The 21,629-nt window shown below is 66.2% G+C and carries 16 protein-coding genes and 3 rRNA genes; 6 read left to right on the top strand and 13 right to left on the bottom strand.

What is annotated here, in order from left to right; all coding sequences use genetic code 11:
* Window positions 1-309: 309 nt before the first annotated feature.
* The 5 genes from rrf to OG538_RS28650 form a co-directional block, all read right to left on the bottom strand.
* A 5S ribosomal RNA gene (gene rrf / locus OG538_RS28670) occupies window positions 310-426 on the bottom strand.
* A 112-nt stretch (window positions 427-538) separates the two neighbouring features.
* Window positions 539-3,663, bottom strand: a 23S ribosomal RNA gene (locus tag OG538_RS28665).
* Between the two features lie 309 nt (window positions 3,664-3,972).
* Window positions 3,973-5,497 (bottom strand): 16S ribosomal RNA (locus tag OG538_RS28660).
* The 16S, 23S and 5S rRNA genes sit together here, the layout of an rRNA operon.
* A 971-nt stretch (window positions 5,498-6,468) precedes the next feature.
* On the bottom strand, window positions 6,469-7,080 hold the full coding sequence (locus tag OG538_RS28655) for a DNA-3-methyladenine glycosylase (protein ID WP_406098342.1): 612 nt from the start codon (window positions 7,078-7,080) through the stop codon (window positions 6,469-6,471).
* Window positions 7,077-7,373, bottom strand: a complete 297-nt coding sequence (locus OG538_RS28650) for a hypothetical protein (RefSeq protein ID WP_406098341.1) — start codon at window positions 7,371-7,373, stop codon at window positions 7,077-7,079. The genes OG538_RS28655 and OG538_RS28650 overlap by 4 nt, the downstream gene beginning before the upstream one ends.
* Before the next feature lie 73 nt (window positions 7,374-7,446).
* Between OG538_RS28650 and OG538_RS28645 the strand changes: the two genes are divergently transcribed.
* The 3 genes from OG538_RS28645 to OG538_RS28635 all read left to right on the top strand — a co-directional run bounded on the left by OG538_RS28645 (window position 7,447) and on the right by OG538_RS28635 (window position 9,477).
* Complete coding sequence (locus OG538_RS28645; RefSeq protein ID WP_326663804.1) at window positions 7,447-8,229, top strand: sporulation protein; 783 nt, start codon at window positions 7,447-7,449, stop codon at window positions 8,227-8,229.
* A gap of 54 nt (window positions 8,230-8,283) precedes the next feature.
* Entirely contained in the window at window positions 8,284-8,823 is a 540-nt protein-coding gene (locus tag OG538_RS28640) for a YbhB/YbcL family Raf kinase inhibitor-like protein (protein WP_406098340.1), read from the top strand.
* Window positions 8,824-8,970: 147 nt separating this feature from the next.
* Entirely contained in the window at window positions 8,971-9,477 is a 507-nt protein-coding gene (locus OG538_RS28635) for an HNH endonuclease (RefSeq protein ID WP_148016021.1), read from the top strand.
* A 61-nt stretch (window positions 9,478-9,538) separates the two neighbouring features.
* On the opposite strand, the gene OG538_RS28630 is transcribed toward OG538_RS28635, so the two are convergent.
* The 4 genes from OG538_RS28630 to OG538_RS28615 form a co-directional block, all read right to left on the bottom strand.
* On the bottom strand, window positions 9,539-10,306 hold the full coding sequence (locus OG538_RS28630) for a sulfite exporter TauE/SafE family protein (protein ID WP_406098339.1): 768 nt from the start codon (window positions 10,304-10,306) through the stop codon (window positions 9,539-9,541).
* 63 nt (window positions 10,307-10,369) lie between these two features.
* Window positions 10,370-11,302 carry an SPFH domain-containing protein gene (locus OG538_RS28625; protein ID WP_359145277.1) on the bottom strand — a complete coding sequence of 311 codons (933 nt, stop codon included), beginning with the start codon at window positions 11,300-11,302 and terminating at the stop codon, window positions 10,370-10,372.
* 153 nt (window positions 11,303-11,455) lie between these two features.
* Entirely contained in the window at window positions 11,456-11,884 is a 429-nt protein-coding gene (locus tag OG538_RS28620) for an NfeD family protein (protein ID WP_326735417.1), read from the bottom strand.
* Window positions 11,885-11,963: 79 nt separating this feature from the next.
* The gene (locus tag OG538_RS28615; protein ID WP_406098338.1) at window positions 11,964-12,761 is read right to left on the bottom strand and encodes an ABC transporter ATP-binding protein; all 798 of its coding nucleotides are present in this window, start codon (window positions 12,759-12,761) and stop codon (window positions 11,964-11,966) included.
* A 360-nt stretch (window positions 12,762-13,121) separates the two neighbouring features.
* Between OG538_RS28615 and OG538_RS28610 the strand changes: the two genes are divergently transcribed.
* Window positions 13,122-13,901 carry a hypothetical protein gene (locus tag OG538_RS28610; protein WP_406098337.1) on the top strand — a complete coding sequence of 260 codons (780 nt, stop codon included), beginning with the start codon at window positions 13,122-13,124 and terminating at the stop codon, window positions 13,899-13,901.
* 80 nt (window positions 13,902-13,981) lie between these two features.
* Here OG538_RS28610 and OG538_RS28605 read toward each other — a convergent pair whose 3' ends face one another.
* The 3 genes from OG538_RS28605 to OG538_RS28595 all read right to left on the bottom strand — a co-directional run bounded on the left by OG538_RS28605 (window position 13,982) and on the right by OG538_RS28595 (window position 16,165).
* Window positions 13,982-14,233 carry a chaplin family protein gene (locus OG538_RS28605; RefSeq protein ID WP_219572718.1) on the bottom strand — a complete coding sequence of 84 codons (252 nt, stop codon included), beginning with the start codon at window positions 14,231-14,233 and terminating at the stop codon, window positions 13,982-13,984.
* A gap of 149 nt (window positions 14,234-14,382) precedes the next feature.
* Window positions 14,383-15,027 (bottom strand): response regulator, encoded by a 645-nt coding sequence (locus OG538_RS28600; protein WP_406098336.1) that lies wholly within the window; start codon window positions 15,025-15,027, stop codon window positions 14,383-14,385.
* A complete protein-coding gene (locus OG538_RS28595; RefSeq protein ID WP_406098335.1) occupies window positions 15,020-16,165 on the bottom strand; it encodes a GAF domain-containing sensor histidine kinase in 1,146 nt (381 codons plus the stop codon). Before OG538_RS28595 ends, OG538_RS28600 begins: the two co-directional genes overlap by 8 nt.
* Window positions 16,166-16,625: 460 nt before the next feature.
* On the opposite strand from OG538_RS28595, the gene OG538_RS28590 reads away from it, so the two are divergent.
* On the top strand, window positions 16,626-17,381 hold the full coding sequence (locus OG538_RS28590) for a transglycosylase SLT domain-containing protein (protein ID WP_406098334.1): 756 nt from the start codon (window positions 16,626-16,628) through the stop codon (window positions 17,379-17,381).
* Between the two features lie 84 nt (window positions 17,382-17,465).
* Here the strand turns inward: OG538_RS28590 and OG538_RS28585 are convergent, their stop codons facing one another.
* Complete coding sequence (locus OG538_RS28585; protein WP_406098333.1) at window positions 17,466-20,015, bottom strand: FHA domain-containing protein; 2,550 nt, start codon at window positions 20,013-20,015, stop codon at window positions 17,466-17,468.
* 284 nt (window positions 20,016-20,299) lie between these two features.
* Between OG538_RS28585 and serB the strand changes: the two genes are divergently transcribed.
* The gene (gene serB, locus OG538_RS28580) at window positions 20,300-21,556 is read left to right on the top strand and encodes a phosphoserine phosphatase SerB (protein ID WP_406098332.1); all 1,257 of its coding nucleotides are present in this window, start codon (window positions 20,300-20,302) and stop codon (window positions 21,554-21,556) included.
* Window positions 21,557-21,629: the final 73 nt, after the last annotated feature.

Raw genomic sequence — 21,629 nt, 5'->3', positions numbered from 1 at the left:
CGACGGAACCCGCCACCACTGGACGTGGGCCGGCTGTCGTCACGACGGTTCCCGCCGCGGTCGTTGTCCCGGCGCGGGCCGCCTGACCGGTCGTCACGACCGCCGCTGAAGCCGCCCCGGTCACCGCCGTCCCGGCGACGCGGCTCGCGCTCCGAACGATCGTCGGGAGAGTTGGTGGACATCGGTGGTGCTCCTGTCATCGGGTACTACAGACATTCTTGCGCAGCCGGACACCCGACGCGCTTCGGAAAACAAAAAGGACCCTTGGTCCCAGCGTTGAACGCTGGGACCAAGGGTCCTTCAAAGATTGTTCGGCGGCGTCCTACTCTCCCACAGGGTCCCCCCTGCAGTACCATCGGCGCTGAAAGGCTTAGCTTCCGGGTTCGGAATGTAACCGGGCGTTTCCCTAACGCAATGACCACCGAAACCCTATCGGGTTCTAGCGAACAAGCACACTTTTCAATTAAGTTAGTGAAGCTGTTCAACCGGTGCGATAACTGTTCGCAACCCGGGAACAACACAGTGGACGCGAGCAACTGAGGACAAGCCCTCGGCCTATTAGTACCAGTCAGCTCCACCCGTTACCGGGCTTCCACATCTGGCCTATCAACCCAGTCGTCTACTGGGAGCCTTAACCCTTCAAGAGGGTGGGAATACTCATCTCGAAGCAGGCTTCCCGCTTAGATGCTTTCAGCGGTTATCCTTTCCGAACGTAGCCAACCAGCCATGCCCTTGGCAGGACAACTGGCACACCAGAGGTTCGTCCGTCCCGGTCCTCTCGTACTAGGGACAGCCCTTCTCAATATTCCTACGCGCACAGCGGATAGGGACCGAACTGTCTCACGACGTTCTAAACCCAGCTCGCGTACCGCTTTAATGGGCGAACAGCCCAACCCTTGGGACCGACTCCAGCCCCAGGATGCGACGAGCCGACATCGAGGTGCCAAACCATCCCGTCGATATGGACTCTTGGGGAAGATCAGCCTGTTATCCCCGGGGTACCTTTTATCCGTTGAGCGACAGCGCTTCCACAAGCCACTGCCGGATCACTAGTCCCGACTTTCGTCCCTGCTCGACCCGTCGGTCTCACAGTCAAGCTCCCTTGTGCACTTACACTCAACACCTGATTGCCAACCAGGCTGAGGGAACCTTTGGGCGCCTCCGTTACTCTTTAGGAGGCAACCGCCCCAGTTAAACTACCCATCAGACACTGTCCCTGATCCGGATCACGGACCCAGGTTAGACATCCAGCACGACCAGAGTGGTATTTCAACGACGACTCCACAACCACTGGCGTGGCCGCTTCAAAGTCTCCCACCTATCCTACACAAGCCGAACCGAACACCAATATCAAACTATAGTAAAGGTCCCGGGGTCTTTCCGTCCTGCTGCGCGAAACGAGCATCTTTACTCGTAGTGCAATTTCACCGGGCCTATGGTTGAGACAGTCGAGAAGTCGTTACGCCATTCGTGCAGGTCGGAACTTACCCGACAAGGAATTTCGCTACCTTAGGATGGTTATAGTTACCACCGCCGTTTACTGGCGCTTAAGTTCTCAGCTTCGCCGACCCGAAAGTCAGCTAACCGGTCCCCTTAACGTTCCAGCACCGGGCAGGCGTCAGTCCGTATACATCGCCTTACGGCTTCGCACGGACCTGTGTTTTTAGTAAACAGTCGCTTCTCGCTGGTCTCTGCGGCCACCCCCAGCTCAGGAAGCAAGTTCCCTCACCAGTGATGGCCCCCCTTCTCCCGAAGTTACGGGGGCATTTTGCCGAGTTCCTTAACCATAGTTCACCCGAACGCCTCGGTATTCTCTACCTGACCACCTGAGTCGGTTTAGGGTACGGGCCGCCATGAAACTCGCTAGAGGCTTTTCTCGACAGCATAGGATCATCCACTTCACCACAATCGGCTCGGCATCAGGTCTCAGCCTTAACGTGTGACGGATTTACCTACCACACGGCCTACACCCTTACCCCGGGACTACCACCGCCCGGGCTGGACTACCTTCCTGCGTCACCCCATCGCTTACCTAGTACAAGTCTGGTTCGTCGGCTCCACCACTACCCTCAACTCCGAAGAGATCGGGCCGGCTTCACGGACTTAGCATCGCCTGATTCAGTATTGGGCGTTTCAAAGCGGGTACCGGAATATCAACCGGTTGTCCATCGACTACGCCTGTCGGCCTCGCCTTAGGTCCCGACTTACCCTGGGCAGATCAGCTTGACCCAGGAACCCTTAGTCAATCGGCGCACACGTTTCTCACGTGTGTATCGCTACTCATGCCTGCATTCTCACTCGTGAACCGTCCACAACTCGCTTCCGCGGCTGCTTCACCCGGCACACGACGCTCCCCTACCCATCCACACAGGCGTTGGCCCTATATGTGTGAATGACACGACTTCGGCGGTACGCTTGAGCCCCGCTACATTGTCGGCGCGGAATCACTTGACCAGTGAGCTATTACGCACTCTTTCAAGGGTGGCTGCTTCTAAGCCAACCTCCTGGTTGTCTCTGCGACTCCACATCCTTTCCCACTTAGCGTACGCTTAGGGGCCTTAGTCGATGCTCTGGGCTGTTTCCCTCTCGACCATGGAGCTTATCCCCCACAGTCTCACTGCCGTGCTCTCACTTACCGGCATTCGGAGTTTGGCTAAGGTCAGTAACCCGGTAGGGCCCATCGCCTATCCAGTGCTCTACCTCCGGCAAGAAACACACGACGCTGCACCTAAATGCATTTCGGGGAGAACCAGCTATCACGGAGTTTGATTGGCCTTTCACCCCTAACCACAGGTCATCCCCCAGGTTTTCAACCCTGGTGGGTTCGGTCCTCCACGAAGTCTTACCTCCGCTTCAACCTGCCCATGGCTAGATCACTCCGCTTCGGGTCTTGAGCGCGCTACTAAATCGCCCTATTCGGACTCGCTTTCGCTACGGCTTCCCCACACGGGTTAACCTCGCAACACACCGCAAACTCGCAGGCTCATTCTTCAAAAGGCACGCAGTCACGACTGCATGTGCAAGCACACACAGCGACGCTCCCACGGCTTGTAGGCACACGGTTTCAGGTACTATTTCACTCCGCTCCCGCGGTACTTTTCACCATTCCCTCACGGTACTATCCGCTATCGGTCACCAGGGAATATTTAGGCTTAACGGGTGGTCCCGCCAGATTCACACGGGATTTCTCGGGCCCCGTGCTACTTGGGTGTCTCTTAAACGAGCCGTTAATGTTTCAGCTACGGGGGTCTTACCCTCTACGCCGGACCTTTCGCATGTCCTTCGCCTACATCAACGGTTTCTGACTCGTCTCACGGCCGGCAGACCGTGAAAAAGAGATCCCACAACCCCGCATGCGCAACCCCTGCCGGGTATCACACGCATACGGTTTGGCCTGATCCAGTTTCGCTCGCCACTACTCCCGGAATCACGGTTGTTTTCTCTTCCTGAGGGTACTGAGATGTTTCACTTCCCCTCGTTCCCTCCACACTGCCTATGTGTTCAGCAGCGGGTGACAGCCCATGACGACTGCCGGGTTTCCCCATTCGGACACCCCCGGATCAAAGCTTGGTTGACAGCTCCCCGGGGCCTATCGTGGCCTCCCACGTCCTTCATCGGTTCCTGGTGCCAAGGCATCCACCGTGCGCCCTTAAAAACTTGGCCACAGATGCTCGCGTCCACTGTGCAGTTCTCAAGCAACGACCAGCCACCCATCACCCCGCCCTTACAGGCGAGTTCACTGGGGCCGGCGTTTGAAGGCAGCCTTGCGGCCATACCTTCAGACACCCAACAGCGCGCCCAGTACCCGGAATTCAATCGGTTCGTTTTCCACGCTCCGAAGAGCAGTACTTACGACCCGGCTGAACCACCAGGTACTGAATAGTCAACGTTCCACCCATGAGCAACCAGCACCGAACATTCGCCGGTGTACTGGCCTCTGACCGAGCGGACTCGGTAAGAAGTGCTCCTTAGAAAGGAGGTGATCCAGCCGCACCTTCCGGTACGGCTACCTTGTTACGACTTCGTCCCAATCGCCAGTCCCACCTTCGACAGCTCCCTCCCACAAGGGGTTGGGCCACCGGCTTCGGGTGTTACCGACTTTCGTGACGTGACGGGCGGTGTGTACAAGGCCCGGGAACGTATTCACCGCAGCAATGCTGATCTGCGATTACTAGCAACTCCGACTTCATGGGGTCGAGTTGCAGACCCCAATCCGAACTGAGACCGGCTTTTTGAGATTCGCTCCGCCTCGCGGCATCGCAGCTCATTGTACCGGCCATTGTAGCACGTGTGCAGCCCAAGACATAAGGGGCATGATGACTTGACGTCGTCCCCACCTTCCTCCGAGTTGACCCCGGCAGTCTCCTGTGAGTCCCCATCACCCCGAAGGGCATGCTGGCAACACAGAACAAGGGTTGCGCTCGTTGCGGGACTTAACCCAACATCTCACGACACGAGCTGACGACAGCCATGCACCACCTGTATACCGACCACAAGGGGGCACCATCTCTGATGCTTTCCGGTATATGTCAAGCCTTGGTAAGGTTCTTCGCGTTGCGTCGAATTAAGCCACATGCTCCGCTGCTTGTGCGGGCCCCCGTCAATTCCTTTGAGTTTTAGCCTTGCGGCCGTACTCCCCAGGCGGGGAACTTAATGCGTTAGCTGCGGCACCGACGACGTGGAATGTCGCCAACACCTAGTTCCCAACGTTTACGGCGTGGACTACCAGGGTATCTAATCCTGTTCGCTCCCCACGCTTTCGCTCCTCAGCGTCAGTAATGGCCCAGAGATCCGCCTTCGCCACCGGTGTTCCTCCTGATATCTGCGCATTTCACCGCTACACCAGGAATTCCGATCTCCCCTACCACACTCTAGCCTGCCCGTATCGACTGCAGACCCGGGGTTAAGCCCCGGGCTTTCACAACCGACGCAACAAGCCGCCTACGAGCTCTTTACGCCCAATAATTCCGGACAACGCTTGCGCCCTACGTATTACCGCGGCTGCTGGCACGTAGTTAGCCGGCGCTTCTTCTGCAGGTACCGTCACTTTCGCTTCTTCCCTGCTGAAAGAGGTTTACAACCCGAAGGCCGTCATCCCTCACGCGGCGTCGCTGCATCAGGCTTTCGCCCATTGTGCAATATTCCCCACTGCTGCCTCCCGTAGGAGTCTGGGCCGTGTCTCAGTCCCAGTGTGGCCGGTCGCCCTCTCAGGCCGGCTACCCGTCGTCGCCTTGGTAGGCCATTACCCCACCAACTAGCTGATAGGCCGCGGGCTCATCCTTCACCGCCGGAGCTTTTAACCTTCCCCCATGAGAGGGAAAGTGTTATCCGGTATTAGACCCCGTTTCCAGGGCTTGTCCCAGAGTGAAGGGCAGATTGCCCACGTGTTACTCACCCGTTCGCCACTAATCCACCCCGAAAGGCTTCATCGTTCGACTTGCATGTGTTAAGCACGCCGCCAGCGTTCGTCCTGAGCCAGGATCAAACTCTCCGTGAATGTTTTCCCGTAATCGGGTGGACACCACGAGAGCGGAACAACCAGGTCGGAATATGACCGGTCATCCACTATGTCCTCGCTGTGTGCATTGCCTACCAGGCCAGAGACCTGTTAGGACTTTTCAAAGGAACCTCGAACCTGCCGAAGCAGGTCGGGGTATCAACATATCTGGCGTTGACTTTTGGCACGCTGTTGAGTTCTCAAGGAACGGACGCTTCCTTTGTACTCACCCTCAGAACATTTTCTGGGGCTTTCCTCCGGGCGCTTCCCTTCGGTCTTGCGTTTCCGACTCTATCAGACTCTTTCGTGTCCGATTCCCGGTCGAAGCGGGTTCGCTTTCCAGGAATTCGCTTTCGCGCTTTCCCTTTCGGCGTGTTCACTACGTTAGCCGATTACCTCGGCAACTCATAATCGAGTCATGGAAGCGAATTTCGGCACGCCAAAATTCGCACCCTCAAGGGTGAATCGTAGGTAGTGGTTGGCCGCTTGGAGTTGCTTGGTGTGCGATCCGAAGGACCGAACCAAAGGCCGTACCCGTCTCAAGCGGCCCGGACTACATTAGGTGCCCCCGATGAGCGAGTCAAGTTGGCCGATGGCGTGGTGCGTGCATGAGGCACGGGCGCACCCTTGCGTCCCGGCGGTCCGGCAGCACCACGGACGCACGGCTCCGGTACCGCCGACTCCCGTGCATGGATCGCTGCGCGCCTGGTCACGAGGTGGCGGGTGCCGTGCCGTGGGAAACGGAACGCACCCGCGTGGGCGATGGTGTCGGTTCCGCCGAAGGGACCGGCCGATCTCGGGGCCGTTGCGAGGCGGGCCGTTCCTTTGGCCGGTTCTGAGTCGTCGCGGGCCGGGAATCGACGTTGGGAGACGAGGGCGGCTCCCGTTCGGAGGTCGCCGGCCCCCAAGGGCTTGGACCCGGTCGCGTGCGCTCGGAGTGGGGGCGATCCGCGCGACGGGCCCACGGCAGTTCAGGCTCCGGCGGACGGCTTGGCTCTCGGGCTCAGCCGGTACGCCGAGACTGTCGAGTCACCGGCGAGGTAGAAGCGGTGCTCCCAGTCGTGGGCCTTGCTCACGCCCACCCGGGGGCCGACCCGGATGAGTTCGGCGGGCACTGGCTCACCCTCGGACAGCGTGACCGGGGCGCCTGTCAGCAGGGCTGCGCCGTCGTGGGCAGCCGTGATGCCGAGCGCTTGGCAGAAGTTGCCCGGACCCCGCCCCAGACGTGGAGTTTCGACCTTGCTCCCTCGCCGCTCGCGTGCCAGGTCTTCCCCTTCGATGACCCTGCCTGCCCGGATGAGGACAGCGGAGGCGATGCCGTCCTGCCCGGTGACGATGTTGGCGCACCAGTGGAGACCGTGGGACCGGTAGACGTACAGGTATCCCGCGGGCCCGAACATGACGGCGTTCCGGAGTGTCCTGCCCCGGTAGGCGTGGGACGCGGGGTCGGCCGCACCCGAGTAGGCCTCGGTCTCCGTGATCCTCATGCTCACGGTTCCCTCGGGGGCCTTGTGGGTGAGGATGGCACCGAGCAGCTCGGGCGCGACTTCTTCGGCGGGACGAGCGAGATCGACGGTGTTCATGCTGCTCGTCCTGCCGTGCCGTCGGGGAGGGAGACGTGCCCGTGGCCGGGGCGTCCGTATCCGGCGCTGTTGCGCCATCCGGCGATGTCGCGCCGCGTCGGGCCGCGGTCGTACGTACGGGAAGCGGGGGCGGTCCTTCCCGCGTATGCCTCCACCTCGGTGGGGCGCGCCCCGATCCGGTCGTCAGGCGGGCTGCTTACCCGGTCGCGGCCCGGAAGATCCGGAGTCTCCGCCAGCACGGGGCGGTCGGAGGACTCCCGCGTCAGCGGCGTACGGTCCGTGCCATCGATCATGAGGTTCGAGGTTACCGGGAACCGGCTACGGTCATGGCGCGTATGTAGGGGTCAGGACCAAGGAGGAGAAAACATGGGCTTCAAGCGGCTGCTCGCGAGCATGGGTGCCGGTGGCGCCTCGGTGGAGACGGAGCTGACCGAGCTCAACGTCGTACCGGGTGGGGTCGTTCAGGGCGAGGTGCGGATCCAGGGCGGGTCCGTGGACCAGCAGGTCGAGGGGCTCTCCGTCGGCCTGCAGGCCCGGGTCGAGGTCGAGGGCCAGGACCAGGAGACCAAGCAGGACATCGAGTTCACCAAGCTGCGTCTCGGCGGCGCGTTCGAGGTGCGGGCCGGTGCGGTACACGTCGTGCCGTTCGGGCTCGAGATCCCCTGGGAGACGCCGATCACGATGTTCGCGGGTCAGCACCTGCACGGAATGAACATCGGGGTGACCACGGAGCTGGAGATCGCGCGGGCGCTGGACTCGGGCGACCTGGACCCGATCAACGTGCACCCGCTGCCGGCTCAGCAGGCCATCCTGGACGCCTTCGGGCAGCTGGGCTTCGGTTTCCGCAGTGCGGACATGGAGCGCGGCCACATCCGCGGCACGCGTCAGCGGCTGCCGTTCTACCAGGAGATCGAGTTCTTCCCGCCGTCGCAGTACCGCGGGCTGAACCAGGTCGAGCTCACGTTCGTCGCGGACGACCGCGAGATGGACGTCGTCCTGGAGATGGACAAGAAGCCGGGGCTCTTCAGCGAGGGCAGCGACTCCTACCGAGCGTTCAAGGTGGGTCTGAACGACTTCCAGGGGACCGACTGGACGGCATACCTGAACCAGTGGCTGGCGCAGGTCGGCGGGCAGCGCAACTGGCTCTAGGGTCTTTCCGGGGGGGCAGACCCGAAAGATGAACCGATCAGGAGAGGTGGCGACGTGACCGAACCGAAGAGGGCCCCGCTTCCGCATGACTTCCATCCCGAGGTCCCCCCGTTCACCGTGGTGAGCGAGGACCTGGCCCCGGGAGCCGTGCTTGCGGACGCACAGGTCTACGCGGCGGGGAACACCTCTCCGCAGCTGCGGTGGGAGGGCTTCCCGGCGGGGACGAAGAGTTTCGCCGTGACGTGCTTCGACCCGGACGCCCCGACGGGCAGCGGGTTCTGGCACTGGGTGGTCTTCGACATCCCGGCCTCGGTCACGGAGCTGCCGGCGGGCGCGGGCAGCGGGGCGTTCGAGGGTCTGCCTGCGGGTGCCGTACAGGCCCGTAACGACTACGGGTCGAAGGACTTCGGCGGCGCCGCCCCGCCGGCCGGCGAGAGCCACCGCTATGTCTTCACCGTGTACGCGGTGGACAGCGAGAAGCTCGGTCCCGACAGTGACGCGTCTCCCGCCGTGGTCGGTTTCAACCTGCGGTTCCACACGCTGGGCCGTGCCCAGCTGATCGGTGAGTACGCGGAGCCCGCCGGGAGCGAGTAGAGCAAAAGGTTCCACCGCTGTTTGCCCTGCCCTGGTCTTGGAGAGATCAGGGCAGGGCATTTTTTATTGCGTTGTCCATCACGGCCTGCCCGGCCAGAGTTGATCCGGGCCTGCCAGGGGGCGGGCGGCACACGGGAGGTGGGCGAAATGCGGGACACACTGGTGCTGAACGCGAGCTTCGAGCCGCTGTCGACGGTGACGCTGAACCGTGCGGTGGTGCTGATCCTTCAGGACAAGGCCGTCGTCGAGCAGTCGCACCCCGATCTCCGTATGCGCGGTGCCGCCGTTGACATTCCGGTCCCCCGGGTGATCAGGCTCTGCCGGTACGTACGGGTGCCGTTCCGAAGACAGGCCCCGTGGTCCAGAAGGGGTGTGCTGATCCGGGACCAGCACCGGTGCGCGTACTGCGGGCGGCGGGCAAGCACCGTCGACCACGTGGTGCCGCGGGCCCAGGGTGGTCAGGACACCTGGCTCAACACGGTGGCCTCCTGTGCCGAGGACAACCACCGCAAGGCGGCGCGTACGCCGGAGCAGGCGGGGATGCCGCTGCTGAGGCAGCCGTTCGTGCCTTCGCCGGCGGACGCGATGCTGCTGGCGCTGGGAGCGGGTGACAGGTCGGCGCTGCCGGAGTGGCTGGCGCAGTCCGCGGCGTAGACGGCGTACACCCGGTGACGTAGGGGAGGCCCGCCTTCGTGAGGAGGTGGGCTTCGTCGCATCAGCGCAGGACCAGCTGGACGATGGCGACCGTGCCGACGGTGACGATGAGGGCGCGCAGCAGAGTGGGGCTGAGCCGACGGCCGATCTTGGCGCCTATCTGGCCGCCGAGCGCGGAGCCGACGGCGATCAGCACGACGGCCGTCCAGTCGAATTCCGCGACGAAGAGGAAGAAGAGTGCGGCGATGCTGTTGACGACCGCTGCGAGGACGTTCTTCACGGCGTTGAGTCGCTGCATGGTGTCGTCGAGCAGCATGCCCATGAGGGAGAGGTAGATGATCCCCTGGGCGGCGGTGAAGTAGCCCCCGTAGACGCTGGCGAGCATCAGTCCGACGAAGAGGAGCGGGCCGCCGTCGGGGCGGGCGGTGGTGCCGGTGTGCTCACGCCGGCGCTGGACGGCTTTGCTGATGCGTGGTTGCAGGATGACCAGGACGAGAGCCAGGGCGACCAGGACCGGGACGATGGTCTCGAATGCCGTGGAGGGCAGTGCCAGCAGCAGGGTCGCGCCGGTGAGACCGCCGATCATGGCGCCGACGGCGAGCTTGAGGACGCGTCGGCGCTGTCCTTGGAGTTCTTTGCGATAGCCGATGGCACCGCTGATGGAGCCGGGGATCAGACCGAGCGCGTTGGAGACGGTGGCGGTGACCGGGGGCAGGCCGGTGGCGAGCAGCACCGGAAAGGTGATCAGCGTTCCCGAGCCGACGATCGTGTTGATCGCGCCCGCGCTGACGCCCGCGACGAAGACCGCGAGCATCTCCCAGATGGTCATACCGAATCCCCCCGTGCCTGATCGGTGCTTGGTGCACTGATCATGCACGAGGGGGTGTACACGTCAGTCGACCGGGGGCTCCTCGCGGCGCTGCTTCCCGCCGGTGTCGAAGCCGGGCATACCCGTGCCGAGGTTCCCGAAGGCTCCACTGAGGCCCTTGAGAGCGTCACCGATCTCGCTGGGCACGATCCACAGCTTGTTGGCGTCACCCTCGGCGATCTTGGGGAGCATCTGGAGGTACTGGTACGAGAGGAGCTTCTGGTCCGGGTCGCCGGCGTGGATCGCCTCGAAGACGGTACGGACGGCCTGGGCCTCGCCCTCCGCGCGCAGGGCGGCCGCCTTGGCCTCACCCTCGGCGCGCAGGATCGCGGACTGCTTCTCGCCCTCCGCGGTGAGGATCGCCGACTGGCGCGTACCTTCGGCCTGGAGGATCGCGGCGCGCTTGTCACGGTCGGCGCGCATCTGCTTCTCCATCGAGTCCTGGATGGAGGTCGGCGGCTCGATCGCCTTCAGCTCGACGCGGTTGACGCGGATGCCCCACTTGCCGGTGGCCTCGTCGAGGACTCCGCGCAGCGCGGCGTTGATCTCCTCGCGGGAGGTCAGGGTCCGCTCCAGGTCCATGCCGCCGATGATGTTGCGGAGCGTGGTGACGGTGAGCTGCTCGATGGCCTGGATGTAGCTGGCGACCTCGTACGTCGCCGCCCTGGCGTCGGTCACCTGGTAGTAGATGACCGTGTCGATGTTGACGACCAGGTTGTCCTGGGTGATCACCGGCTGGGGCGGGAAGGGGACGACCTGTTCCCGGAGGTCGATCCGGTTGCGGATCGAGTCGATGAACGGGACGACGATGTTCAGGCCTGCGTTGAGGGTGCGGGTGTACCGGCCGAAACGTTCCACGATGGCGGCGCTGGCCTGTGGGATGACCTGGATCGTCTTGATCAGAGCGATGAAGACGAGCACCACCAGAATGATCAGGACGATGATGATCGGTTGCATCGTTTTCTCGTGCCCTTCGGTTGCCGACGGATCGCGATGAGCGAGGTCGAGATCGTATGGGCCGTGGGTCAGGTCGGTTGTCCTGCCGGTCCGGTTTCCATGATGATCGACATCGAGTCTCGCAGAACGGGCGCTGCTGTGGGGCCTGTTCGGTCACATGACGACGGCCGTAGCCCCGTCGATGTCGACGACATCGACCTGTTGGCCCGGTTCGAAGCTGAGCTCCGCGTCGAGGGCGCGGGCCGACCAGATCTCCCCGGCCAGCTTGATCCGGCCGCCGCTGCCGTCGACCCGTTCCAGGACGACCGCCTGACGGCCCTTCAGTGCGTCGATGCCGGTGGCGAGTCGGGGCCGGTCCGCGCGATGCCTGTTGGCGATCGGGCGGACCACGGCGATCAGTGCCACCGAGACGATGACGAACACCAGGACCTGGGCCACGATTCCGCCGCCGAGGGCCGCGACCACCGCCGCGGCGATCGCTCCGACGGCGAACATGCCGAACTCGGGCATCGCGGTCAGGACGAGGGGGATGCCCAGTCCCACCGCGCCGATCAGCCACCACACCCATGCGTCGATGTCCACGTGGTCATCGTAGGACCGAGGGTGCCTCCGCGGACAGGGCGCGAGCGGTCGGGTCCGGCGTCGGGGCGGGCAACGCCCCTCAGCCGAGGGGCAGTCCGCGGGCGGTGTAGCGGTCTCCGTGGTGCTCGACGACGAGCGGCAGACCGAAGCAGAGGGAGAGGTTGCGGGAGCTGAGCTCGGTCTCCATGGGACCGGCGGCGAGTACCTTGCCCTGGCGGATCATCAGTACGTGGGTGAAGCCGGGGGCGATCTCCTCGACGTGGTGGGTCACCATGATCATGGAGGGCGCGTACGGGTCGCGGGCCAGCCGGCCGAGGCGGCGGACCAGGTCCTCGCGGCCGCCGAGGTCGAGACCGGCGGCCGGCTCGTCCAGGAGCAGCAGCTCGGGGTCGGTCATCATGGCGCGGGCGATCAGGGTGCGCTTGCGCTCACCCTCGGACAGGGTGCCGAACTTGCGGTCGAGGTATTCGGTCATGCCGAGCCGGTCGAGGAAGGCGCGGGCGCGGTCCTCGTCGACCTTGTCGTAGTTCTCGTTCCAGGTGGCGGTCATGCCGTACGCGGCGGTGAGCACCGTCTGCAGAACCGTCTGGCGCCTGGGCAGCTTCTCGGCCATGGCGACGCCCGCGATGCCGATGCGGGGACGCAGGTCGAAGACGTCGGTACCGACGCCGCCGAGCTGCTCACCGAGGACCGTGGCGCTTCCCTTGGTGGGGAAGAGGTAGCTGGACGCGATGTTGAGGAGGGTGGTCTTGCCGGCGCCGTTCGGGCCGAGGATGACCCAGCGCTCCCCCTCCTTGACCGACCAGGAGACATCGTCCACCAGAGCGCGTCCGTCGCGGACCACGGATACGTCCACCAGCTCCAGTACATCGCTCATGAGCGCGTTGTCTCCCCATGCAGTCTCGAGATCGTCGCGTGCCTGTAGGCACAGCTCCCAGGGAAAACCTACGCCACCGCGCGGGCGCTTCAGGCGCTGGGCCCGTCGTCGTGCGGTTGCCGCACCCTCTCCCCTCGAGCGGGGCCGGGGCCGGGGAGGGTGGGGGCGGGGCCCGGGTACGTCCCCGAGGGCTGTCCCGCGATTCCTGGTGGATCGGCGCGCGGCGTCGGACGCGGTGCGGTGCAGGGCGAAGGGACGTCCGCGTGCTGGTGTGCTCGGACGTGCCGACAGCACGTGGGGGTGCCGTAGCCGGCGTCGTGCGTCTGCCGGGGATCACGGGACAGCCCCTAGGCTGTCGCCATGCTTTCGGAACCACGCTCAGGGCTGCTGGCCGCTTGGGGCAACGCGCTGCTGGCAGGACTCGTGTCGCCCGACGACGCGGCGCTCGCCATTGTCGGGGAGGACGCGGTGCACCGCGTCGAGGGACTGCCGGGTGAGGCGGGGCCGGTCGGTCTCACTCTCGCCCTGGGGCGGCTGCGCGGGCTGGGGGTGACGGGCTTCCGGGTCGCGCTGCCGGTCCCCGGGCACCCGCTGGGCCTCAGCGGACCGGCTGATTTCAACGCCCGGGCGCTGGAGGCCGAGGAGGCCGTCGTCACCTTCGGTGCGCCGTACGGGCTGGTGCCCGAGGTGCGGGAGGCGGGGCCCGCCGGGGATCTCCACGTCGAGGTGGTGTGGCGGTGCCTGGAGGTGCGCGAGGCGCCGCCGGCGGATGTGCCGTCGCTGGGCGAGGCGGAGCGGGAGCTCGCCGAGGCGCTGCGGGACGCGACGGCGCTGTTGTCGCGACTCGACGTGGCCGGGTCGGGACCGGTGGCCGAAGCGGCGGTGGACGCGTACCGGGCGCGGGCGGAGCGGGGGCGCGAGGTGCTCGCCCCGGGGTATCCGCCGCGGGCTGTGCGGGTGCTCGAGCTGGCCCAGCGCGTGGGGCTGCTGGTCTCGGTGGCGTACGAGAACGGGCACGGCGGTGCGGTGAGCGCGTCCGAGATGGCGGCGCGGGGGGAGGCGCTGCGGCCGGTGGAGCGGGTGGCCCGGCGGGCGCAGGTGGCCGCGTACAACGCGTATGTGGAGGAACGGGCGCGATAGGCGCCGAGGGCCGGACGCCGTGATGCCGCCGAGCGGTCCCCTGCGGGACCGGCCGGCGGCATCGCCGTGAGTGCGGCAGGTCAGCCGTTCAGGCCGAAGTTGCCGAAGGCCGGGTTGAGCAGGCCGATCACGTTGACGGTGTTGCCGACCACGTTCACCGGGACGTGGACCGGGACCTGGACGAGGTTGCCGCTGGCCACACCCGGGGAGTGGGCCGCGACACCGTGGGCTCCGGCACCGCTGTGACCGGTGGCGGAGGCCGCACCGGCACCGGCGGCGATGATGCCGCCGGCGATCATGGTGACGGCGGCAGCCTTCTTCAGGTTCTTCACTTCAGGATCCTCCTCGCGTCGCTGCGGCCGGCCGCCGCAGCACGTCATGGAGAACGCCCCTGACCGAAAGAGGATGCGCCGTTCGGGTGACGTACACACGGGAGTGTGAAACCCGGGCCGGAGGGTGACGCGCTCTTCCGGCCGCCCGTTCAGCCCGCTGCCCCGTGCCGGACGGCCCAGATGGCCGCCTGGGTGCGATCGGAGAGGTCCAGCTTCATCAGGATGTTCGAGACGTGTGTCTTGACGGTCTTCTCGGAGAGCACCAGGGCCCGTGCGATCTCCCGGTTCGACCGGCCGTCGGCGATCAGGCCGAGAACCTCCCGCTCCCGTTCGGTGAGGGTGGTCCCCCGGCCCGTACCCGTGCCCGGGTCGTCCTGGGCCAGCAGCGCACCCGCCACCTCCGGCTGGAGCAGGACGTGGCCCGCGTACACCGAGCGGATGGCACCGGCCAGCGCGTCCGGGTCGACGTCCTTGTACACATAACCGGAGGCACCGGCGCGCAGGGCGGGGACGACGGTGCGCTGCTCGGTGAAGCTGGTGACGATCAGGACCTTGGCGGGGTTCTCCAGCTCGCGCAGCCTGCGCAGGGCCTCTATGCCGTCGGTGCCCGGCATCTTGATGTCCATCAGCACCACGTCGGGGCGCAGCTCCTCCGTCCTGGCCACCCCTTCGGCTCCGTCGGCCGCCTCGCCGACGACCTCTATGTCGTCCTGGATCTCCAGGAACGTACGCAGGCCGCGGCGGACCACCTGGTGGTCGTCGACCAGCAGCACCCTGATGCGCCTGTCAGCCACCGGGCACCTCCATCTCGATCGTGGTGCCCCTGCCGGGCGCCGATTCAACGGTGAGTCTGCCGCCGACGCCGTCGGCGCGGTCCCGCATCGAGACGAGACCCAGGTGCCTGCCCGCCCGGCGGGTGGCCGCCGGTTCGAAGCCGCGGCCGTCGTCGGTGATCCGCAGCACCGTGGTGCCGTCGCGGCGGGTGAGGGCGACCTCGACGTGCCCGGCGCCCGAGTGGCGCAAGGCGTTGTGCAGGGCCTCCTGGGAGACCCGGAGCAGCGCTTCCTCATGGGCGGCCGGCAAGGCGCGTACGCCCACGCTCCCGAAGGTGACCCGGGCGGTGTGGGCGCGGTCCAGGACCTGGATCTGGGTACGGAGGGTGGCGATGAGGCCGTCCTCGTCGAGGCCCGCGGGGCGCAGCTCGACGACGGCGGCCCGCAGCTCGTCGACGGCCTCCGCCGCCAGGGCGGCGACCTGCTGGAGCTCTCCCTTGGCACGGGCCGGGTCGCGGTCGACCAGGGCGGCGGCGGCCTGGGCGGTGAGCCGGAGGGAGAAGAGCTTCTGGCTGACCGCGTCGTGCAGCTCGTGGGCGAGGCGGGAGCGTTCCTCGGCGATGGTCAGCTCGCGGCTGCGCTCGTAGAGTCGGGCGTTCGTGAGGGCGATCGCGGCGTGCTGGGCGAGGATCGCCAGGAGTTCCTCGTCCTCGGCGGTGAATCCGCAGGTGCCCTCGGGCTTCGGACAGCGCTTGTTGGCGAGGAACAGGGCGCCGATGGTGTCGTCGCCGTCCCTGATCGGCAGTCCGAGGAAATCGGACATGTCGGGGTGGGCGTCCGGCCATCCCTCGAAGCGCGGGTCCTTGCGTACGTCGGCCAGGCGCTCGGGCTTCGCCTCGTGGAGCATCGCGGCGAGGATGCCGTGCTGACGTGGCAGGGGGCCGATGGCCTTCCACTGTTCGTCGCTGACACCGTCGACGACGAACTGGGCGAAGCCACCGTGGTCGTCGGGGACCCCGAGGGCCGCGTACTCGGCGTCGAGGAGCTCGCGGGCCGACGCGACGATCGTCTTCAGGACGTCCCGCGTTTCGAGGTGCCGGCTCATGGCGAGCAGCGCGGCACTCACCGCGGCGAGGCCCGAGGGTGGGCGATGGCTCATGGCCTCACGGTACCGGCGGGCCCCTCGCCCCGTATCCGCCCGAGGGCGGCCCATGACGGGACCGCAGGACTAGGACCATGCTCCGAGCCGCTTTCCCGTGGGGCCCGGGACTGCGGCCGGGCAGCCCGGACCGGCAGTTCCGTCAACCGGAACCTCACAGTCCGCATTGCTTGAGCAACGGATGGTGAGCTCGCTGCCCCTTCGATGTGAGGCCGCGCATAGGACCCACGTCACTTACGAACGCACTTAGTGGAGCGATAAGGGCGATTTGGGTGCTCATGGGGGCGGATCCGGGGCTTCCAACGCCCTCGTGTTCCACTACCCGGCTTCGTACGTCACACCTTTGCCACGGCATTTTGCGGCCGCTAACAATTGCACTCGTCCCCGACGGAGAAGCGAAGTCGCCTCCCGTCTTCGTCCTCCGTGAGGGCCTTCCGCGATTCGAAGAGGTACGCCTGATATGACCGCGTCCAGCATTCCCGGCCGTTTCCGCCGCCTGAACAAGACCCAGAAGCTCTCCGTCGCCGGCATCTCCGCCGTCGCCGCCGCTGCCCTCTCCTTGTCCCTGGTGCCGGGTAACGCCGAGGCCGAGACCGAGCCTCAGGCACTCTCCGCATCGCCCGTCGTCTTCGGGTCCGCCGCCGGTGCCCCGCAGGCCAAGACCATCCAGGCCAGCCTCATCGAGCAGCACTCCTCCGCCGAGCAGATGGTCAAGGCCATCGACGCCGCGAAGGCCAAGAAGGCCGCCGCCGTGAAGGCGAAGGTCGACGCGGTCGCCAAGGCCGACGCCAAGAAGGCCAAGGCGAAGGCCGCCGCGAAGTGGAAGGCCAAGAAGGCCGCCGCCGAGCGCCGCTCGCACGCCGCCAGCCGCTCCGAGGCCCGTACCCACGTGTACGGGAACAACCTGGACGGCTGGATCAAGGAGTCCCTCGCCATCATGAAGGCCAAGGGCATCCCGGGCACCTACGACGGGCTGCACCGCAACATCATCCGTGAGTCCAGCGGCAACCCGAACGCCATCAACGACTGGGACATCAACGCCATCAACGGTGTCCCCTCGATCGGTCTGCTGCAGATCATCAAGCCGACGTTCGACGCCTACCACGTCGGCGGTACCCCCCACACCCAGTACGACCCGGTCGCCAACATCACCGCGTCGGCCAACTACGCCGCCGACAAGTACGGCTCGATCGACAACGTCAACAGCGCGTACTGATCCGTTCCGGACCATGCCGAAGGGCGGCACCCCCGCGGGGGCGCCGCCCTTCGGCGTCCTGCCGTGCCCAGAGGGCCGGCCCTGCTACTTGCGCATGACCTCGGGCTCGTGGCGGCGCAGCAGCCGCGCGACCGCGAACCCGCAGATGATGCCGAGGAACAGCAGCACCGCGACGTTCATCCCCCACTGGCCGGCCGTGTGCTCCCACAGCGGGTCCAGGTCCGTGGGGTTCTTCTGGTCCCACGGCGGCATGAGGTGGGCGAGGTCGAGCGTGGAGCCCGCGCCCGCGATGGCCCAGCGGGACGGCATCAGCCAGGCGAACTGCTCCAGGCCGGGCGATCCGTAGACCTGGAAGAGGATGCCGGTGAAGACGACCTGGACGATCGCGAACATGACCAGCAGCGGCATGGTCTTCTCGGAGGTCTTGACCAGCGAGGAGATCACCAGGCCGAACATCATCGAGGTGAAGCCGAGCGCGATGATCGTCACGCAGAGCTCGACGGCCGGCGGCATGATCAGGCCCTCGGCGGGCAGATCGCGGGTGGCGAAGCCGATGCCGCAGATGATGACGCCCTGGATGGCCGTGATCACGCCGAGCACGATCACCTTGGACATCAGGTAGGCCGAGCGGGAGAGGCCGGTCGCCCGTTCCCGTTCGTAGATGACGCGTTCCTTGATCAGTTCACGTACGGAGTTGGCCGCGGCGGAGAAGGTCATGCCGATCACCAGGATCAGCATGATCGTGCCGGCGTCGCCGTTGAACCGGGACGGCGGCTTCGGCGGGGCGAGGCCGAAGTCGGCGGGGATGACCACGCTGACGATGCCGAGCACCGCGGGCAGGATCACCATCAGGCCCATGAAGCCCTTGTCGGACGCGATCACCGAGACGTAGCGGCGCATCAGCGTCCACAGCTGGGTCATCCAGCCCTGCGGCTTCGGCGGGCGCATCTGCTGGTGCGGCGGCATGTGCACGGGCTGTGCGGCGACGGCGTCGATGTCCGCGGCGTACATCTGGTAGTGCTGCGAGCCGCGCCAGCGGCCCGACCAGTCGTAGTCGCGGTAGTTCTCGAACGCGGAGAAGACATCGGCCCAGGTGCTGTAGCCGAAGAAGTTGAGCGCTTCCTCCGGCGGGCCGAAGTAGGCGACGGAACCGCCGGGCGCCATCACCAGGAGCTTGTCGCAGATGGCCAGCTCGGCGACCGAGTGCGTGACGACCAGGACGGTACGGCCGTCGTCGGCCAGGCCGCGCAGCAGCTGCATGACATCGCGGTCCATGCCCGGGTCGAGGCCGGAGGTCGGCTCGTCCAGGAAGATCAGCGACGGCTTGGTCAGCAGCTCCAGGGCGACGGAGACGCGCTTGCGCTGGCCACCGGAGAGCGAGGTGACCTTCTTGTCCTTGTGGATGTCGAGCTTGAGCTCGGCGAGGACCTCGTGGATCCGGGCCTGGCGCTCGGCCTCCGTGGTGTCCGCGGGGAAGCGGAGCTTGGCGGCGTACTTGAGTGCCCGGGTGACGGTCAGTTCCTTGTGAAGGATGTCGTCCTGCGGGACCAGGCCGATGCGCTGGCGCAGCTCGGCGAACTGCTTGTAGAGGTTCCGGTTGTCGTAGAGGACGTCGCCCTGGTTGGCGGGCCGGTAGCCGGTGAGCGCCTTGAGCAGGGTGGACTTTCCGGAACCGGACGGGCCGATGACTCCGATCAGCGACTTCTCCGGGACACCGAACGAGACGTCCTTGAGGATCTGCTTGCCACCGTCGACCGTCACCGTGAGGTGGCGGGCGGCGAAGGAGACCTCACCGGTGTCGACGAACTCCTCCAGCCGGTCGCCGACCAGCCGGAAGGTCGAGTGACCGACGCCGACGATGTCGTTCGGGCCGATGAGGGCGGAGCCGGACTTCGAGAGCGGCTGGCCGTTGACGTACGTGCCGTTGTGGGATCCGAGATCGCGGATCTCGAAACGGCCGTCGGGCGTCGCGTGGAATTCGGCGTGGTGGCGCGAGACCTGGAGGTCGGAGACGACCAGCTCGTTCTCCAGCGCACGGCCGATCCGCATCACCCGGCCGAGGGCCAGCTGGTGGAACGTGGTGGGGCTCCGGTCGCCGTACATCGGCGGCGCCCCCGCCGCGCCGCCGGGGCCGCCGCCGTGGGGTGCCGCTGCCATGCCCTGCTGCTGAGGCACATGGGGCTGCTGCGGCCAGGCCTGCTGCTGGGCCGGCGGCTGCTGCCCGCCCGGTCCCCCCTGCTGCGGAGCTTGGTGCGGTGGCTGGTGCGGGGCCTGCTGCGGCTGCTGGGCGGGGGCCTGGGCACCCGCGGCGGCCTGCCCGCTGTACACACCGGCGCCGCTGAGGCTCAGCCGAGGGCCGTCGGTGGCGTTGCCCAGGTTCACGGTGGAGCCGGGCCCGATCTCCATCTGGTGGATCCGCTGGCCCTGCACGTATGTGCCGTTGGTGCTCCCGTGGTCCTCGATGAACCAACTGCGGCCGCTCCAGCTGATCGTGGCGTGCCGCCACGACACTCTGGCGTCGTCGATCGTCATGTCGCCCTGCGGATCACGTCCGAGGGTGTACGACCTGGACGGATCGAGCGTCCAGGTCCTGCCATTCAATTCCAGTACGAGTTCCGGCACTCCGCGCCCCACTAGTTGTCCCCCGAATTACCCCCGTTGCAGGGAGTCTAGGGATGCTGAACATCGTGGGGAACTATTCCAGGAGCAGTCGCCGATGCGAAAGCCGGGCGGGAGGTTGACCGAACCGAGACCGCACCGTTGCGAACGACTTGGCGCGAACGGCCCCCTACCGCGACAAATGGTGGTGCCGCAGGGCAGCCGATGACGAACAGGGGAATCAGGGGCGCGGTGCGGGCTGTCCGGTCCTCGGGACGGGCCGTCGGGGGTGTACCGCGGACCGATACGGTAGGAGCACCATGAGCGCATCTCAGCCCCCTCAGCCCTTCCTGTCTCCTGAGCCTCCTGAGTCACGTCGGGACGCGGACACGCCCACCCTTCTCGTGAAGATCTTCGGGAAGGACCGGCCCGGGATCACCGCCGGACTCTTCGACACCCTCGCCGCCTACTCGGTCGATGTCGTGGACATCGAGCAGGTCGTCACCCGTGGCCGCATCGTCCTGTGCGCGCTGGTCACCGCGCCGACCGCGGGCGGGACCACCGAGGGTGACCTCCGGGCCACCGTGCACAGCTGGGCCGAGTCCCTGAAGCTGCAGGCCGAGATCATCTCCGGTACGGGCGACAACCGCCCGCGCGGCGACGGCCGTTCCCATGTGACGGTGCTCGGGCACCCGCTCACCGCGGAGTCGACCGCCGCCATAGCGGCCAGGATCACCTCGACCGGCGGGAACATCGACCGCATCTTCCGGCTCGCGAAGTATCCGGTCACCGCCGTCGAGTTCGCGGTGTCCGGCACCGGGACCGAGGTGCTGCGCACCGCGCTGGCCGTCGAGGCCGCCGGGATCGGCGTCGACGTGGCGGTCGTCTCCGCCGGGCTGAGCCGCCGGGCGCAGCGGCTCGTCGTGATGGATGTCGACTCGACGCTCATCCAGGACGAGGTCATCGAGCTCTTCGCGGCCCACGCCGGCTGCGAGGCCGAGGTCGCGGCGGTGACCGAGCAGGCGATGCGCGGTGAGCTCGACTTCGAGCAGTCGCTGCACGCCCGGGTGGCGCTGCTGGCGGGGCTCGACGTGTCGGTGGTGGAGAAGGTGCGCGCCGACGTCCGGCTGACGCCGGGTGCCCGCACCCTGATCCGTACGCTGAAGCGGCTCGGCTACCAAGTGGGCGTCGTGTCGGGCGGGTTCACGCAGGTGACGGACGATCTGAAGGAGCGGCTGGGGCTCGACTTCGCCTCCGCCAACACTCTGGAGGTCGTCGACGGAAAGCTCACCGGCAGGGTGACCGGAGACATCGTCGACCGGGCGGGCAAGGCCCGGCTGCTGCGCAGCTTCGCGGCGGAGGCCGGGGTGCCGCTGGCACAGACAGTGGCGATCGGTGACGGCGCGAACGACCTGGACATGCTGAACACCGCGGGGCTCGGGGTCGCCTTCAACGCCAAGCCGGTGGTCCGCGAGGCCGCGCACACCGCGGTGAACGTGCCGTTCCTGGACACCGTCCTCTATCTGCTCGGCATCACCCGCGAGGAGGTCGAGGCCGTCGACGGCCTCGTCGAATAGGGACGCACGCGCCCGGCACGTACACAGGGCCCGGGTGCGCACGCCTGAGCGTGCGCACCCGGGCCCTGCCGTG

The organism is Streptomyces sp. NBC_01013, from assembly GCF_045162765.1.
Classification (GTDB): domain Bacteria; phylum Actinomycetota; class Actinomycetes; order Streptomycetales; family Streptomycetaceae; genus Streptomyces.
Note: the sequence above shows the minus strand (reverse complement) of the source record. Positions and strands in the feature narration are given on the sequence as shown.

Bases quoted from the DNA above. Each gene is read 5' to 3' on its own strand.
- OG538_RS28655 (WP_406098342.1), bottom strand. From the start codon at position 7,080: ATGAACACCGTCGATCTCGCTCGTCCCGCCGAAGAAGTCGCGCCCGAG.
- OG538_RS28650 (WP_406098341.1), bottom strand. From the start codon at position 7,373: ATGATCGATGGCACGGACCGTACGCCGCTGACGCGGGAGTCCTCCGAC.
- OG538_RS28645 (WP_326663804.1), top strand. From the start codon at position 7,447: ATGGGCTTCAAGCGGCTGCTCGCGAGCATGGGTGCCGGTGGCGCCTCG.
- OG538_RS28635 (WP_148016021.1), top strand. From the start codon at position 8,971: ATGCGGGACACACTGGTGCTGAACGCGAGCTTCGAGCCGCTGTCGACG.
- OG538_RS28630 (WP_406098339.1), bottom strand. From the start codon at position 10,306: ATGACCATCTGGGAGATGCTCGCGGTCTTCGTCGCGGGCGTCAGCGCG.
- OG538_RS28625 (WP_359145277.1), bottom strand. From the start codon at position 11,302: ATGCAACCGATCATCATCGTCCTGATCATTCTGGTGGTGCTCGTCTTC.
- OG538_RS28615 (WP_406098338.1), bottom strand. From the start codon at position 12,761: ATGAGCGATGTACTGGAGCTGGTGGACGTATCCGTGGTCCGCGACGGA.
- OG538_RS28610 (WP_406098337.1), top strand. From the start codon at position 13,122: ATGCTTTCGGAACCACGCTCAGGGCTGCTGGCCGCTTGGGGCAACGCG.
- OG538_RS28595 (WP_406098335.1), bottom strand. From the start codon at position 16,165: ATGAGCCATCGCCCACCCTCGGGCCTCGCCGCGGTGAGTGCCGCGCTG.
- OG538_RS28590 (WP_406098334.1), top strand. From the start codon at position 16,626: ATGACCGCGTCCAGCATTCCCGGCCGTTTCCGCCGCCTGAACAAGACC.
- serB (WP_406098332.1), top strand. From the start codon at position 20,300: ATGAGCGCATCTCAGCCCCCTCAGCCCTTCCTGTCTCCTGAGCCTCCT.